Source organism: Novosphingobium sp. G106, from assembly GCF_019075875.1.
Classification (GTDB): domain Bacteria; phylum Pseudomonadota; class Alphaproteobacteria; order Sphingomonadales; family Sphingomonadaceae; genus Novosphingobium.
In genome coordinates this window covers 200,277-216,497 of record NZ_JAHOOZ010000001.1, presented here as the reverse complement: position 1 = coordinate 216,497, position 16,221 = coordinate 200,277, and the positions used below count along the sequence as shown (strand labels likewise).

Annotated in this window: 12 protein-coding genes and 1 pseudogene; 4 read left to right on the top strand and 9 right to left on the bottom strand. The window is 60.3% G+C overall.

Features of this window, described 5'->3' with window-relative positions:
- Nucleotides 1-38 precede the first annotated feature (38 nt).
- The 3 genes from KRR38_RS00965 (at nucleotide 39) to KRR38_RS00955 (ending at nucleotide 5,903) form a co-directional block, all read left to right on the top strand.
- Complete coding sequence (locus KRR38_RS00965; RefSeq protein ID WP_309140946.1) at nucleotides 39-3,563, top strand: indolepyruvate ferredoxin oxidoreductase family protein; 3,525 nt, start codon at nucleotides 39-41, stop codon at nucleotides 3,561-3,563.
- A 41-nt stretch (nucleotides 3,564-3,604) separates the two neighbouring features.
- Entirely contained in the window at nucleotides 3,605-4,375 is a 771-nt protein-coding gene (locus KRR38_RS00960) for an SDR family NAD(P)-dependent oxidoreductase (protein ID WP_217397721.1), read from the top strand.
- Nucleotides 4,376-4,535: 160 nt separating this feature from the next.
- The gene (locus KRR38_RS00955; RefSeq protein WP_217397719.1) at nucleotides 4,536-5,903 is read left to right on the top strand and encodes an amidohydrolase family protein; all 1,368 of its coding nucleotides are present in this window, start codon (nucleotides 4,536-4,538) and stop codon (nucleotides 5,901-5,903) included.
- Between the two features lie 368 nt (nucleotides 5,904-6,271).
- On the opposite strand, the gene KRR38_RS00950 is transcribed toward KRR38_RS00955, so the two are convergent.
- The 6 genes and pseudogenes from KRR38_RS00950 to KRR38_RS00925 all read right to left on the bottom strand — a co-directional run bounded on the left by KRR38_RS00950 (nucleotide 6,272) and on the right by KRR38_RS00925 (nucleotide 12,787).
- On the bottom strand, nucleotides 6,272-6,958 hold the full coding sequence (locus KRR38_RS00950) for a Crp/Fnr family transcriptional regulator (RefSeq protein WP_217397717.1): 687 nt from the start codon (nucleotides 6,956-6,958) through the stop codon (nucleotides 6,272-6,274).
- Nucleotides 6,959-7,085: 127 nt separating this feature from the next.
- Nucleotides 7,086-8,324: a nitrate/nitrite transporter gene (locus KRR38_RS00945; protein WP_217397715.1), complete on the bottom strand. Its 1,239-nt coding sequence runs from the start codon at nucleotides 8,322-8,324 to the stop codon at nucleotides 7,086-7,088.
- A 63-nt stretch (nucleotides 8,325-8,387) separates the two neighbouring features.
- On the bottom strand, nucleotides 8,388-9,452 hold the full coding sequence (locus KRR38_RS00940) for a TonB-dependent receptor (protein WP_217397713.1): 1,065 nt from the start codon (nucleotides 9,450-9,452) through the stop codon (nucleotides 8,388-8,390).
- 802 nt (nucleotides 9,453-10,254) lie between these two features.
- Nucleotides 10,255-10,677 (bottom strand): annotated as a pseudogene (locus KRR38_RS37640) (TonB-dependent receptor plug domain-containing protein); the annotation flags it as partial.
- A 245-nt stretch (nucleotides 10,678-10,922) separates the two neighbouring features.
- Entirely contained in the window at nucleotides 10,923-11,816 is an 894-nt protein-coding gene (locus KRR38_RS00930; protein WP_217397711.1) for an amidohydrolase, read from the bottom strand.
- A 104-nt stretch (nucleotides 11,817-11,920) separates the two neighbouring features.
- The gene (locus KRR38_RS00925; RefSeq protein ID WP_217397709.1) at nucleotides 11,921-12,787 is read right to left on the bottom strand and encodes a fumarylacetoacetate hydrolase family protein; all 867 of its coding nucleotides are present in this window, start codon (nucleotides 12,785-12,787) and stop codon (nucleotides 11,921-11,923) included.
- A 238-nt stretch (nucleotides 12,788-13,025) separates the two neighbouring features.
- Here KRR38_RS00925 and KRR38_RS00920 point away from each other — a divergent pair, with 238 nt between their 5' ends.
- Entirely contained in the window at nucleotides 13,026-13,721 is a 696-nt protein-coding gene (locus tag KRR38_RS00920; protein ID WP_217397707.1) for a GntR family transcriptional regulator, read from the top strand.
- Between the two features lie 137 nt (nucleotides 13,722-13,858).
- Here the strand turns inward: KRR38_RS00920 and KRR38_RS00915 are convergent, their stop codons facing one another.
- The 3 genes from KRR38_RS00915 to KRR38_RS00905 all read right to left on the bottom strand — a co-directional run bounded on the left by KRR38_RS00915 (nucleotide 13,859) and on the right by KRR38_RS00905 (nucleotide 16,208).
- A complete protein-coding gene (locus tag KRR38_RS00915; RefSeq protein WP_217397705.1) occupies nucleotides 13,859-14,998 on the bottom strand; it encodes an LLM class flavin-dependent oxidoreductase in 1,140 nt (379 codons plus the stop codon).
- A gap of 37 nt (nucleotides 14,999-15,035) precedes the next feature.
- Nucleotides 15,036-15,464, bottom strand: coding sequence for a hypothetical protein (locus KRR38_RS00910; RefSeq protein WP_217397703.1), 429 nt, complete (start codon nucleotides 15,462-15,464; stop codon nucleotides 15,036-15,038).
- 81 nt (nucleotides 15,465-15,545) lie between these two features.
- Nucleotides 15,546-16,208 carry a polysaccharide deacetylase family protein gene (locus KRR38_RS00905; RefSeq protein ID WP_217397701.1) on the bottom strand — a complete coding sequence of 221 codons (663 nt, stop codon included), beginning with the start codon at nucleotides 16,206-16,208 and terminating at the stop codon, nucleotides 15,546-15,548.
- Nucleotides 16,209-16,221: the final 13 nt, after the last annotated feature.

Genomic DNA, 16,221 nt, shown 5'->3' with positions numbered 1-16,221 from the left:
CGCCAGATTGACAGCGGACGGGACGATCCCCCGCTAAAGTGCCATTCCATTGGGAGAATGGTGTGCCTGGATCAGCGATTGTGGCGTTACGGACGGTGTCTCTGGACGACAAATGGGCCTTGAGCCGGGGGCGTGTCGTAATGAACGGCACGCAGGCGATTGCACGCGTGATGCTCGCGCAGAAGGATTTGGATCAACGCCGCGGACTCAATACCGCAGGCTACATCACTGGATATCGTGGATCGCCGCTGGGCAATGTCGATACCACCTTATGGTCAATCGGCGATCGATTGGCAGCTGCGAATATCCGGTTCCAGCCTGGGGTCAACGAAGACATCGCCGCCACCGCCGTCCGCGGCACGCAGCAGCTCGATGCTGTGCCAAACCCACGCTATGATGGTGTGTTCGCAGCTTGGTACGGCAAGGGTCCGGGGGTCGACCGGTCCGGTGACGCGTTCAAGCACGGCAATTATGTCGGCGCGCATCGCAACGGTGGCGTGCTCGTCTTCTATGGTGACGATCATGGGGGCAAATCCTCCACCGTCGCGCACCAGAGCGAACAAGCAGTGGCGGCAAGCCTCATCCCGTCGCTCTATCCCGCCAATGTAGAGGAGATATTGCGCTTCGGGCTACTCGGCATCGCGCTGTCCCGCTTCAGCGGGTCGTGGGTTGGCATCAAATGCGTCAACGAGGTGGCCGAGCAGACCGCCACCATCGACCTCGACCTTGATGGGTTCGAGATAGTGGTGCCCGAACGGCCCGCTGACCTGCCGATCGGGATCAATATCGAGCAGGCGACCTATAATCCGCTGCGCGAGGAGCAGATTGTCGTCGAGCATCGTCTTCCCCTGGTCCATGCCTTCGTGCGGGCCAACGGCATTGACCGGGTAGTGATTGACGCGCCGAAGCGAGCGCTGGGTATCGTCGCGGCAGGCAAATCCTATGGCGATGTCCGCGCCGCGCTCGCTTTGCTGGGTCTGGACGAGGGTGCCGCCGCTGCCCTGGGCCTTTCGCTTTACAAGGTTGGGTGCATCTGGCCGCTTGAACCTGTCGGCCTGATCGAGTTGGCTCAGGGACAGGATACGCTGTTGGTGATCGAAGAGAAGCGCAGCTTCCTCGAACAGCAGATCGCGGCCACGCTGGTCAATATCCCCGGTCATCCGCGGATCATCGGCAAGGCCGATGAGGACGGCGCCCCCTTGTTGTCGTCGATCGTGCAGCTTGACCCGTCCGGGCTGGCGATTGCCATCGCCGATCGACTCGACCGGCTCGGCCTGTCGAATGATGCTGTGCGGGCGACGCGATCCCGTCTGGCGGGTGCCGGCCAGGCGGTCGCGGCACCGCTACGTCGCAGCCCCTATTTCTGCTCCGGCTGCCCGCATAACCGGTCGACCCGCGTGCCGGACGGCAGCGTCAGCATGACCGGCATCGGTTGCCACACGATGGTCAATTTCGTCCGCCCCGACGTGGCGTTGCTGCCCACGCAAATGGGCGGGGAAGGCGGCAACTGGATCGGTCTGGCGCCGTTCACCGACACGCCGCATATTTTCCAGAATATGGGTGATGGCACCTATTATCATTCGGGTCTGCTGGCGATCCGCGCGGCCGTCGCGTCCGGCGTCAACATCACCTACAAGATCCTCTACAATGATGCGGTGGCGATGACCGGCGGGCAGCCGGTTGACGGTCCCATCTCCGTCGCCGAAATCGCACGGCAGGTGCAGGATGAGGGCGTGAAGACCATCATCCTGCTGAGCGATGATCCATCGCGGCACGAGGGCAATCGCGAACTGCCTGCGGGTGTAGAGATCGGGCATCGCGACACGCTGGACGATGTGCAGAAGCGGCTGCGGGAGGTCAGCGGCTGTACGGTCCTGATCTACGAACAGACCTGCGCGGCGGAGAAGCGTCGCCGCCGCAAGACCGGCGCCTTTCCCAATCCGCCCAAGCGGCTGTTCATCGCGCCATCGGTCTGCGAAGGGTGCGGGGATTGTTCAGTGCAATCCACCTGCGTCAGCCTGGTCCCGATGGAAACCGAGTTTGGCCGCAAACGCGCGATCGACCAGTCGAGCTGCAACAAGGATTATAGCTGCCTCAACGGCTTTTGCCCCTCCTTCGTGACGGTGTACGACGCCGAACCGCGCAAGCCCAAGGCGTTGACGATCGACGAGGCACTGTTTGCCGACCTTGCGGATGCGCCGCGCGCCATGATCGGGGACGCGGGCTATAATGTCATGATCACGGGCATCGGCGGCACCGGCGTCGTCACCGTCGGCGCGCTGCTGGGCATGGCCGCGCATATCGAGGGCCTGTCGATGTCGCTGTTCGACATGACCGGCCTCAGCCAGAAGAACGGCGCGGTCTACAGCCATGTGCGGATCGCCGCCAGTCACGGCGCGGTCCATGCCCAGCGGCTGGGCCGGGGTGAAGCGGACCTGTTGCTGGCGTTCGATCTGGTCGCTGCGCTGGGCGCGGAGGCCGCGATGACGCTCAGTCGGGTGCGCACCAGCGCCGTCGTCAATGGCGATGTGTCCCCGACGCTGGCGTTCCAGTTCAACCGCGACTTCGATCCCGATACCACGTTGCTGACCGCGCAATTGCGCCGCGCGGTGGACACGGACAACTTCACCGGGGCGAACGCCTCCGCGATCGCGCTGGCCATCATGGGGGACACGATCGGCGCCAATCTGTTCCTGCTGGGCGTGGCGGCGCAGGGCGGCAAGCTGCCCGTCGGGGTCGAGGCGATCGAGCAGGCGGTGGCGCTGAATGGCGTGGCGGTGCCATTCAATATCCGCGCTTTCCGGCTGGGACGGCTTTATGCCGCCGATCCGCAGGCTGTGCTGGACATGGCGCGGGGCGCCACGCCGCATCAGGCTCCACACGCAGATACCGTCGATGAGATCATCGAACATCGCGCCGCGCATCTGACCGCTTATCAGAATGCGGCACTGGCGCAGCGCTATCGCGACGTCATGGCGCAGGTTCGGGCTGTCGACGCGGGCATCGCGTCAGGTCGCGATACATTGTCGCGAACCGTAGCGCGGACCTACGCCAAGCTGCTGGCCTATAAGGACGAATATGAGGTCGCCCGAATGCTGACCGACAATCGCCTGCGCGCGGATATCGCCAAGGCGTTCGACGACAGGGCCCGCATCGCCTTCAACCTCGCCCCGCCGATCCTGGGAGGCGGCCTGGTGAACGGCAGGCCGCGCAAGCGCGAGTTCGGATCCTGGATACTCAGCCCGCTCCGCGTGCTGGCCCGGCTGCGTGGTTTGCGCGGCACCGCTTTCGATCCCTTCGGTTATACCGCCGAACGCCGTATGGAGCGCGGGTTGATCGCGGATTATACGCAGCTGCTGTCGGCGACACTCGCAGCCCTCATGCCGGCCAATTACGACCGGGCCGTAGCGCTGCTGGCCGCGGCGGATGAGATACGCGGCTACGGTCCTGTGAAGGAACAGGCGGTTGCCGCTTATCGGACCAAGCTGGTCGAACTCGACGCCGCCTTTCGAGAAACCCCGATTGCCAGCGATACGCCGCGACCGCTCGTGAGGGCCGGGTGACAACGCGATGTCTGCACAATGAATCATGAGAGGATTTACCAATGACCAAGGCTAATTACGGATTGTCGCGCAAGAAGATCGTTTTCGTGGGCGCAAGCAGCGGGATCGGACTGGCCGTTGCGACAGAATTTGCGCGGCAAGGCGTAGATCTGACAATTACCTCGCATCTCGACGACGTCTTTGAGGCGCGGGACGCTATCCAGAAGGAGACCGGCGCGAAAGTCACCGCCCTGAAATTCGATATTTCTCGCCGGGAGGAGGTGATCGCCGCCTTTGCGGACATTGGCGATATCGACGTCCTGGTGAACAACGCCGGCATCGGCATCCCGACCCCTCCGGACGATCGCAGCGACAAGAATGCCGAGAATTTCGTTCGCCATTTCGAGGTGAACGTGTTCGGCCTTTATTGGTGCGCGCAGGAAGCCATCGCCCGCATGAAGCCCGGCGGGAAGGTCATCTTCACGGCGTCGATCTGGGCGCGCCTGGCGATGAAGGGCAACTTCCTGGCCTATATCTCGTCCAAGCACGCGGTCCTGGGCATGGTGCGGTCTCTGGCCTGCGATCTCGGGGAGAAGGGCATCACGGTCAACGCGGTATGTCCTGGTTCAATGGCGACCGAAATGAACATGAACGGGCTGACGGCCGACGATCAGGCGGCGCTGATGGCGCAGATGGTGATCCGCCCCGGCCTGATAGATCCCAAGCATCTGGCTGGCGCCTATATGTTCCTGGCGTCTGACGGCGCATCAGAAATCACCGGACAGGAGATCAGCGTCGATCGCGGACAATCCATCGGCGGAAACCAAGGATAATATCGAAATCTTGGGGAGAAGCCGTATGTGCAAGCACCGTAGCCAGGATAATGCCGGCGCGCTGCCGACGGCCGCAACGCCCGGCCAATATCATCCTGGGGGCGAGGCTGGCGGCGGCTCGCCTATTCTAGACAATGCCCGGAGGTCGACACCGTCACAGATGCCGAGCGCATCCGGCGAGGCTGGTCGGCGGCTTCTCATCCGTGGGGGCAGCGTCTTGTCGATGGATCCACACGTCGGCGATTTCGCCTGCGCCGACGTCCTCGTGTCCGGCCGGCGTATCGAGGCCGTTGGTCCAAATATCGACGCGGGGGACGCCGCGATCCTCGATGCGCGGGGCATGATCGTGCTGCCGGGTTTCGTCGATACCCATCACCATCAATTCGAGACAGCGCTGCGCGGCTTCCTGGCGGACGGCATCCTGATCAACGACGGGCTTCCGCATAGCGCGATCAACTATCATGAGGACATCCTCCAGAAGTTCTCGATGGTCTATCGTCCGCAGGACGTCTACATTAGCGAGCTCTTCGGCTCGCTGTCGCAGATCGACGCCGGGGTGACGACTGTCATGGACGTGTCCCAGATCCATCATTCTCCCGAACATTCGGATGCCGCCATACAGGCGCTGCGTGAAGCCGGTCGTCGTGCGGTTTTCGGTTATTTCGAGGGTTGGGGCGACCGCGCGCAATACCCGCTCGATGCACGGCGGTTGAAATCGGAACATTTCTCATCTGACGACCAGCTCCTGACCATGGCCATGGGCGGCGAAATCTATATGCCCGGCCATGCGGAAGCCTGGAAGATCGGTCGGGAACTGGCCATTCCGATCGCCCTGCATGTGGTTGGTACCTTCGGCGTGCAAGCCGCCTTCGATGAGCTCGCCCGTTCCGGCCAGTTCGGTGCGGACAATATCTTCATCCATATGACCGGCATGTCCGATCTCGCCTGGAAGGCGGCGGCTGATGCGGGTGCCCATATCTCGCTGTCGGTCCCGATCGAGATGACGATGCGGCACGGCATGCCGCCGATCCAGAAGGCGCTCGATCTGGGCATGCAGCCGTCGCTCTCGAGCGATGTCGAATGCACGATGACGGCCGACCCGTTCACGCAGATGCGCAGCGCGATGACGCTCCAGCGTGCCTTCGTCAACGAACGGGCACTCAGTGGCGACAGCGACCTGCCGGATATGGTGACCTCACGCGACGCGATACGCTTCGCGACGATCGAGGGCGCGAAAGGCCTGAAACTTGATCGCAAGATCGGCAGCCTGACGCCCGGCAAGGACGCCGACATCCTGTTGCTCGACGCATCGGCGATTAACGTCGCCCCGCTCAACCATGTGACCGGGGCCATCGTCACGCTGATGGAACGCTCCAACGTCGACACCGTGATGGTCGCCGGTGCGATCCGCAAATGGCGGGGGGAAGTCGTCGGCGTAGATGTTGCTAAACTCAGGAGCGAACTGGAAGCCAGCCGCGATTATCTGTTCGAGGCGTCCGGTATATCCCGCGATATTTTCAGAACCTGATTGGGTAACAGTGTGGCTTCTATTGGCCCTTGCGCTGTCACCAGGCATCGCGCTTGCTGGAGAGCCGGGCGTCCCGATGGCCTCCTCCAAAATGATCCATGCGGAGTGTTTGACCTGTTATGAAGCGCTTGGGCTTGGTGGCCTCGGCGTTACATCTATTCGAAGCATCGGTCATGCAGCGCCAAATTTTCAGGAACCAGCCGGCGATGCTTGCCTCAACGGGAAGGTTTGCTGCGAGCTCGTCATGTTGTCGCCGCCCCTATCGTCCCCATCAACGCCGATCGCAGAGATTAGCTCATGACGTGAAGAGGGTTTGGCGACATGTGGCTCCCATTGACTCTCTTGCCCGTAAAGCAGGAACCGAACGCTCACTGGTTGCCCGCAGCGCCCCGGAGTCGCTCGATATTCGTGATGATGACCTTGCCGTGATTGATCTCGATCGCTCCCTCGTCCCGAAACCGCTGGAGTGTCTTGTTGATGGATTGGCGCGAACCGCCCACCATGAATGCCAGCTCCGATTGAGGCAGTTCGATCGAGAGCGCTATACCCTCAGGTGTCTTCACGCCGAAGGATCGAGCGGTGGAGAGTAGGCGGCTCGCCACCCGCTCGCGCAGGGATTTCAACGATGTCTCGGCGAAGAATTGGCTAAGCATACGCATATGCCGCGCAAGAAGCCTCATGATGGCGTCATCGAACGGCCGATGGAGCGTGCGCAAGCGATCGACTGCCGCTTTGCCGAGAACCTGCAACTCGACGTCGCTGTTCGCCCGAGCTGTGTGCGGCCGCGGTTCGTCGTCGATACAACTGCTGATACCGAAACAATCTCCCGGTTCAAAAAGAAGATACAATAACTCACGGCCGTCAGCATCCACGACGGACAACCGTACGTTTCCCGACACCAGACGATACATCGCATCTCCGGGATCACCCTCGATGTAGATGTGATCTCCCTTGCGAACATGCTGAACGCGCGCTTCGCTCTCAAACGCCGCGCGCACATCGATCGGCAGCCACTGGAAGATGTCGAAAGGCGAGGGCTGCGTTATCGTCAACATCGGGGTGTCGCTGCCGATCTGGTTGAACCTCCCCGGTCGTCCGGTGGCGGCTGCATTTCAATCATGCAGACATACCAAGCTGGTCGATGGCGCCATAGTATTTTGCGTCAATGGAAGATGACCTTACTCATAACGCCGAGCGGCGGGCCGGCATCGCGGCGAGCATTGTGATCAACAGGGCTGCCAATGCCGCCGCTCCGGCTGCAAGCCCGAAGGCGGCCCCATAGTCGCCAGTCCGATCGCGGACGGTCGCCAGCAAAATCGGTCCGGCCGCGCCCGCCAATAGCATTCCAGCATATATCCTTCCGAAAACCGTTCCGAACCGCCTAGCCGGGACGTAACGCGCCACCAGATAGGCGATGAGGTCGAGTTCGCCTCCCAGCGCGCCCGCAATCAGTAGCGTGCCCGCGACCGCCACGCCAGGGATCTGCAGCATTAGCAAAATGAGGCCCACCGCGGCAGCGCCGAATACGGCAGACGTCACCGCCCATGCGGGGAGCCGATCCACGAGGAACCCTGTGGCCGGGCGCACAAGAAGCACTCCGAACGCCAGTATCGAACCGAGCGCGACCGGGGAAACCTCGCCTTGTTGTCTTGCTATCTGAGGGAGTTGCGCCGCGCTACCAGTGGTCGCCATCGTGATCAGCAACGCAGCAGCGCTGATCAGGACAAGCGCGCGCCAATCGACCGACACTGCCGCTTCTGTGACCAGGTCATCTTCATAGCTGGCGCCTCTCTGCGCAGGGGGGAGGAGAAACGCGAGAAGAGGAAGAAACAGCAAAACATAGATCATGCCCGCAGCGATGAACGCGCTTCTGATCGAAAGCCTATCGAACAGCGCGTCCATCAGGCTGAGGCTCGAGAGGCTCAGAAGGCTGGCGTTGCCCAGGACGATGCCCAGAGCCAGGCCGCGCATCTCTAAGAACAGCGAGCAGATCAGTTTGGAATAGGCGCCGGAGAGCGACGCCGATCCAAGGCACATCAACAGGAACGCGCCAATCTGCCAGGACAGGATGTGCTCGCCCGCGAAACCGGCCATGAACAGAAGCAGGCAGACGGCGACCGTTGAGGTCAGGGCTGGAATGCGCACCGACGATGTGTCGACGAACCGTCCAGCGAAGGGGGCGCCGTCCGCACCGCCAAGAAGGGCAAGCGAAGAGAGCGAAGCGGTCTGGGTGTGCGTCCAGCCGAACGAGTCCTCGAGCCGCAGTCCAATCACCGGGATAATGTAGATCGGATAAGCGGCCGCCCCGACACCCATGCCAAGGCAGGCACCAAGAAGGGCCTTCCAATGCCGCCGCAACTCCGAACGCCCCGATAATGCGTCGTGGCGCGGGGATGATGGTATCGCAGCGGTTTCGTGCATCTGAACTTTCGCATGTACCCGACCGCGGATGGCGAAGACGCGCCAGCCGCCGGAAGCATGGGACTAGAAGTGATGGGAGACGGCCAAGCCGAAGGTTCGCGGCGGACCTACGACATTGCAGCGCAGGGCCGACTGCCCGCCGGCGATGGCACCTAGCAGCGCGCCGAACGGTTGGTACGCGACCGAGGTGCAATAGCCCTTGTCGGTGAGATTCTGTCCGAAGATCGAGACAGACCATTTCGTGTCGGAACTGGAAACGGTTATACGTCCACCGAGCAGCGCATAGGATGGCCACACGGTGTTGGGATCGGCATTATTGACACCGCCGATGTTGGCGCGGGCGGTGAAGGACAGGTCGGTTCGCGCCAGCCAGGTCCATCCGGTCGCCCCCAGGCCACCTTCGTATTCGGCACCGATGGAACCGCTCCATTTCGGTGTGAAGGTAGGCCGCTTCCCGGAAAGATCCTGCGTACCGGGGCGGCCCGGAAGGTTCGAACCTCCGGGGTAGCTGGTGAAGACCGAGTCGAGATAGGCGACATTGGCGTTGAAACGAAGCCCCCTGATCGGGCGCAGGACCGCGTCGATCTCCACGCCTTTGTTCCGGATGTCTCCTGCGTTCTGGAGCGCGAACGCGAGGCCGTTGAAGCTGCGATCCTGGAAATTCGAAATATCCATCCGATATGCCACGACATCCAGTTGCAGCAGGCGATCGAACCAGCTCGTCTTCACACCGAATTCGTAACTCTTTACCGTTTCGGGATTGAGCTTTCGGGTCTGTCCCAAGCGAACGTTGGATGTCGCCGAATTGAAACCGCCGGATTTGAAGCCGGTCGTGTAGCTGACGAACAGCAACGCCCGGTCCGAAGGCTTCCAGCTCAGATTGGCCCGATAGGTCGGACGATCTTCCTTCAGCTTGAGCGGGACGGTCTCGCTGGCGACCAGAAGCCCACCAGCCGCGATCACCGCCTGCTGGTCGAGAAGAGCCGTCTTCTTGTCCTGTGACCAGCGCGCGCCAAGCGTCAGATCGACCGTTGGAACGACATGGACCGTCGCCTGGCCGTAGGCGGCGATACTGTCCGTCTTCTGATGGAACTGGGCATTCGTCGCGAGGCCGCCCGTGCCGGCCAAACACGATGCGTAAAGGGCATTCGCGGGCAGGATGAGATTGCAGAGATCCGACTTGAACTGGAATGCCTCGCCGATCCGCAGTTTTTCGTGCGAATAATAAATTCCCCCCGACGAAGCTCAGCCGTCCCCCAAGCATATTCTCGGGCGAAATGAGCTGGAGTTCCTGTGAATGGGATTCGCTGTCGGCCTGTCCAAACTGGATCAGCGACTGGGTTTGTGTTGACAGGATATAATTGCCCTCCTGCCGGTTACGCCAATCCTGATAGGCGCCGATCAGATTGACGGTGAAACCCGATTCGCTTTCCCAGGACAGCTTGTTGGTAACGCTGAAGCGCGTGTCGTCGAGCCGGTCGTCGATAAACTCGTTCACCTTGCGGTCGAAGGGGTTCAAATCGACGTCGCGACTGCCGATCGCAGCGAAACGAGCGAGGTAGGTCGCCAGGCCGCCGGCCGGAAAACTGTCGGGCAGCAGCGCATACATATTATTGATATCGTTGCCCTGCCTGCTCGAGTAAGCGATCCGCAAGACATTGGTGAGCGAGTCCGTGAGGGCGAGTTTTGCGCTCGCGCGGACCGACAACGTGTCGATGCCGCCCACGCGACGCCCATCGGCCTTGTTGTCGTAAAGACCGTTGAAAACTTCCCCGATGGCCGCGAACCGCACCGAAAGTTTTTCGTTCAGGGGAAGGTTAACGAAGCCGTCGAGCTTGTAGCGCTCGCCTGTCCCGAATTCCGCACTCAACCGGCCGTCCATGCTGTTGCCCGGCTCTGCGGATCGAAGGTTGATGGCGCCGACCGATGCGTTTCTACCGAACAGCGTCCCCTGCGGACCGCGCAGCACCTCAACCGCTTCGATATCGAGATAGGCCGCGGTGGTAGCCCCTTCACGAGGGATGTAGACACCATCGAGGAAGGTCGCGACGCTGGGTTCGATTGCCGTTCCGCCCGATGACCCTACACCGCGTATGACGATGCGCAGCTTGTCGGCACGCGCACCCAGGTCGACGCGCAGGCTGGGTGCCAGGCGCTGGAGATCATAGAGCTGGACTACATTGCTTTTCGCGAGCGTTTCGCTGCCAAAGGCAGAGATCGCGAGCGGAACGTCCCGAACATTTTCCGACCGTTTCTGTGCGGTAACGATGATGTCTTCTTCGTGGATTTCCGCACGTGTGGTCTCCGTCGCTTGTTCGGTCGCAGCGGCGCAGACCTGCGCATAAAGGAGCATGGCCGCGCAGGCGCCTAAGGTCACACCCAATCCTAGTGATAATTTCATGATGTCCCCTCCTCATATTCCCTCGATCACAGCGCCAAGGGCTCGAATGTTTGTGTCGATCGACCGCCTGACCGTCGCCTATGCGCGAGGATTATGGTTGGTCCGGCAATGCAAGGCTGCGGCACTCGCCAGGAAAGGCGACGAAACAGTTCGATCGAGCCTCGGCGGCGATGCCGCCGAAACGCGGGGCCTCCCCCTTATAATTTGTAGGTTCGCACGGCGTTGTCGTGCAGGATCGCCCTCTGCTCGCTCTCGTCCAGATGGTCGAGCGAGGCGCGATAGGTGGTGATCAGTGTGTCATAGTCGCTCCAGATCTTTTCGATCGGGAAATTGCTGCCATAGATGCAGCGCTCCACGCCGAACGCGGCCAGGCATTCGGTTATGATATTGTCGACCAGAGTCGGGTCCACCCGATGGACGAAGGTACCCAGGCCAGACAGCTTCACCGATACGTTGGGAAATGCCGCCAGGCCGTGGAGCATGCGCTTCCATTCGGCCCTGCCCTCCCGACTGAGATCTTCGAGCATTCCACCATGCAACAGCACGAAGCGCACGTTCGGAAACCTTGCCACGAAATCGATACTGTCCTGCATCTGGCTACTGAACACCTGCAACTCGAAAAGCAGGTCATGATCCTGTATGTATGAAAAGCCCTGAACGAACTGCGGGTCCGCCATCACGTCCGGTCGCTTCGTATAGGTCAGCAACGGATTCTTGTGCCAGTTCAACTGTTGGCGAATCCCCTTCACATTAGGGATCGTCGCCAGCCGAGAGAGTGTGGCGGCCACGTCGGGACCGGTAAAATCCGCATAGGTGACTATCCCCAGAGGCCAGCCCGTGCGGTCGAACTCCGCCTGCACCCACTCCGCTTCCTCGACCGCCTGTTCGAATGGCCACGCGCCCTTGACGTAGATCGAGTTGACGACGCCCGAGGGACGCACGTCTTCCAGGAACTCCTCCATCAGGTAATCGCGCTTTATCGCGGTATAGTCGCCGAACAATCGGGGGACCATCGGTCCCGAAATCATGGGGCAATCAGTCATACGCCAAATATGGTGATGGGCATCGATGATCGGGATCTGGGCACGCATGGATCGTCCTTGATGTTCAGGTTCGGAGCGCAGCACGCGCGATCATGAAAGGCGCACGCACAGCAAGCAGGATGTTGCAGCGACCTGGCCGAACGAGCGCATCGTCATCCGACCTTTTCCGCGACGATCGAATTGCGAAGGATGCCAAGCCCTTCCATCTCGATCTCGCAGACATCGCCTTCCTTCATGTACAGCGGCGGGTTGCGCGCGCCGCCCACGCCGGAGGGTGTGCCGGTGACGATGAGATCGCCCGGCTCCAGCGTGAAGGCATTGCTCAACTGCGAAATGAGGGTCGCGACATCGAAGATCATGTCGCTCGTCGAGGCGTCCTGCAAAACCTGCCCGTTGAGGCGCGTCACCAACCGAAGCCCCTCACAGCCCTTCGGCAATGCATCGGCCGTCACGAAATAGGGGCCAAAAGCGCCGGTCCCGTCATAATTCTTGCCGACGGTCCATTGCGATGTCTGAAACTGGACGTCGCGGATCGAGCCATCGTTGAACAGCGAATAACCGGCAACATGATCGAGGGCCCGTTCACGAGGAATCCGACGCCCTCGCTTGCCGATCACGGCGACGAATTCACCTTCGTAATCGAACGCCGCAGAGTCATTCGGCAACACCATGGGCTGGTCGCTGCCGACGAGACCCGAAGCGAAGCGGGCGAAAACGGTCGGATGGGTCGGCGCCTCCATGCCGCTTTCGTCGGCATGATCCTTGTAGTTCAACCCAATGCAGATGATCTTTCCCGGCTGCGCAATCGGCGGAGCGAATTCGATAGCGGCTCGGTCAATCTCGCGTCCTCCTGCAAGTGCCTTTTCGGCCGCCTGCAGCGATCCATTTCCCCTCGAAAGTAGCAAGTGCAGGTTGCCAGGGTATGCAGCATCGCTCTCATCAAGGCCCACCAGCCTGCCACCATCGAACTCGGCCGCTAGCCCAGTTCTACCGTCCTGTATGAAGGAAACGAGTTTCATGCCTACTCCAGTTCTGAGCGGGATTGCACCTGCGATGCGCTCTCGGGACGCCGTCGCACGAGAAGCCGCGCCTTGCCTTGCAGATAAATATTAAGTCACGACAATCTATTACGTCAATTAAAATATATTTATCTTGCCGGAATTCGGTTTTAACGCTGCGATTCATATTTGACGCTGGCTCTGAGCGAGCGTGAGTCCTAACTTAGGATCGTATCAACGTTACATTTGAGAGAGTCGCATGACCGCAATGCCCATGAAGAGTCTTACCGAGCAGACCTATTTCCGGATCAGGGACGACATTCTGTCCTGCCGCCATCGGCCTGGGACGCGCTTGAACATCAAAATGCTATGTGACGAGATGGGAGCCAGCCTCGGGGCGGTACGCGAAGCGATGTCCCGTCTGGCGGCAGAAGGCTTTCTGGAATCCTCGGCTCAGAAGGGCTTCAGAGTCTCTCCCGTCTCGGTAGAAGATCTCGAAGACCTCACCAAAACGCGCATCGCGATCGAAGACCTGTGTCTTCGCGAAGCGATTAAACTCGGCGAGCTTGAATGGGAAACGGACATCGTCGGAGCGTTCCACAGGCTATCGCGCCTACCCGACGCGTTCGCGATCAGTGGAGCCACGGACGTTCAGGCTTGGAGTTCTGCGAATGAGACGTTTCATTCCGCTTTGGTTTCAGCCTGTCGCAGCAACTGGCTGCTTCGCATTCGTGCGATGCTTTTCGACCAAGCTGATCGGTATCGGCGCCTCATGGCCATTTCCACTAAGGTGGACCGTGACGTAGTCAACGAGCATCGCGCCATCATGGAAGCTGTGCTCGAGCGCAATGCTGATCTCGCCTGCGCCTTGATGGCCCAGCATCTGCAACGGACAGCTGACATTGTTTCGAGAGTCTCCTTAGACAATATCGATGACAAATTATCTGAAGCTTGACGGTACTCTCGCTTCAGGTGGCCCGACCGACTACCAAACCTCCTGATGATGCTGTTGCACGCCGAAAGACACTCTCAAAAGCCCGTAGTATGACTAATGGTCGACCTGTTTGGTTTGCCAGGGGGTCGTGCTGCGGCTTACGCTGCGCGCATTCTTGCTCCACTGAACTTTTCGCGCAGGCCGGCCTCTTCCATCAAGGGGAGGCAGTCGCGTATGAAGCGGGCCAACCCGTCGACGAAATCGACCCAGGTAAGCACGACCCCGTCGATGCCGCTGTCCGAGAGTAGCTGAAGCCGCGAAACGATGCGGTCCGGTGTCCCCACCAGCGGGAAGCCGCCGGCGCCCGCCGCAAAACGCTGCCTTGCCGCCCGTAATGCGTCCGGCGCCATCAATTTGGATTCTACCGACAGGAGCTTCAACCAAGCGTCGACGGCGGCCGTATCCTCATGATCGACACTATAGTGTTGCAGGTAGGCTTGGGCTTCCTCGTCCGTGTCACGCTGGACCACATAAGCGCTGCTCCACACTTGCACGTCGCGATTGTAGTCCCGCTTGGCCATCAGCTTATATTCGTCCACTTGGGCGCGGATCTTTGCAGGATCGTCGCCCTGGACGATGACGAAACACATGTCGGCATGTTCCGCCGCGAACTGCATTCCGCGCGGCGAGCCGCCGGCATTCATGATCGGCAGCCGCGGCGTTTGGATCGGCCGGGGCGCGGCCGCGCCCCCGACGATATCGAAGAACTGCCCATGATGATCGAACGCCGTGTCCGACTGCCACAGCCTGGTCATGATTTCGAGCCATTCGGCAAGATAGGCGTAGCGTTCATCATGCTCCTTCATGGGCGCGCCGAACATCTCGAGCTCGGGGCGATTCCATCCGCCAACGACGTTCAGGCCGAAGCGGCCATTGGAAATTATGTCGATGGTTGCGCATTGCTTCGCCGCGACGATCGGATGAAAGGTAGGCGCCTGCGCCGTCGAGAAGATGGCGGAATAGTCTGTGGACGCCGCAACTGCCGCTGCCCAAGTGAAGGCATCCATGACCCGTCCCGTTCGATCGTCGGGCTGTCCGGTCACATAGCCCTTCCATCGCGAATAGGGAATGATCGCTTCCAGCCCCGCGCGATCCGCCGTCTGCGCGAGTTGCAGCGAATTCGCCCATTCTGCCGTGTAATTTTCCGGCACGGTGGTGAGCGGGCCGACGCCATTCGTTCCGAAAGTGCCCAGCTTCATCCTGTTACTGTTAAAAATCGGGTTGAGGCGATTGCTCATACCAAGACTCCATCGTAAAAATAGATTAAATTCTTGCTCACTGTTGTCCGTTGTGCAGATCGCCGCATTCTGTCGAATGTGGTAACCGCGACTTTAGCCGCTCATAGCGATCAATCGGTTCGAAATTGATTTCGTTGATCGACACATAGATAGGTTCGCAAAAACGGCTCTGATCAATCGTTTCGGAAAAATAATAGTCGCCCCTGCTGTGAAGCGTCATTCCGACCTTCTCAACAAACGCCACCGGGTCTTCGGTCTCAAACGTATAGAGCGACAGATATTGGAAATTGTTGTCCATCTGGAACGGAAACATGGCCGGAACATCGACCGCCTTGAAACGGCCTAGCGGCGCCAGTCCCGGAAGAGATTTATAGATGGGATAAGCAACCTCATCATACCATCTATTATACTCCGCTTCCCGGCCAGACAGCGGGTTGGTCATCGCCAGCATGAGATGCTTGGCCATATGTCATCCTTTCCGGGACTTGTCGGTCGGTGGGGAAAGTCCATTGGGACCGTTTCGACGAGACAATCGGTGATGCGGCAATCAGGCATGATGAACCAAGGGTAGGGTGACCATGCCAGAAATGTCCGCCTGTATGGCCCCGCGGCGGATGGGAACGCATGATGCTGGGAAATCCTGGACATGCTCGGCGCCGATTTCGTCGAGCCTGTCCAGCAGGCGCGGCAAGTGGTCCATCGCGCCGGTTGGAAGGTCGTGCACGACGACCACCGACCAGTCCTTGCGCTGGACATCGTCTATGCAACGGTCAATCCAGGCTGCATCCCCCTCCCAGTCGCGGGGAACGGAATTCCACAGAACCATACTGAAGCCACCAGCGGTCAGATAATCGACGGCGTGTGGACTGAGCAGCTTGGGGCCGATGATACCGCCGCCGCCATAGGGCCGGAAAAACTTGTCTCTATGCACCAGTCCATCGAGCAGATCCTGCGTCACGCCGATCTCGTCACGCGGAGACTCCGGTGTCCCGTTATCGCCGAAAATGACTGTATGGCTGAAAGTGTGGTTTCCGATCCAATGCCCTTCGGCATGGGCGCGTTCTGCCAATACGCGCCCGCCGGGACGTCTGATCTGTTGACCCGTCACGAAGAAGGTCGCCTTGATCCCACGCGCGTCAAGAAGCTTGAGAACTTGATCGGTGGTCCCTTCCGGACTGGGCCCGTTGTCAAACGTCAAGGTTACCTTCATGGCACTTGCCTCA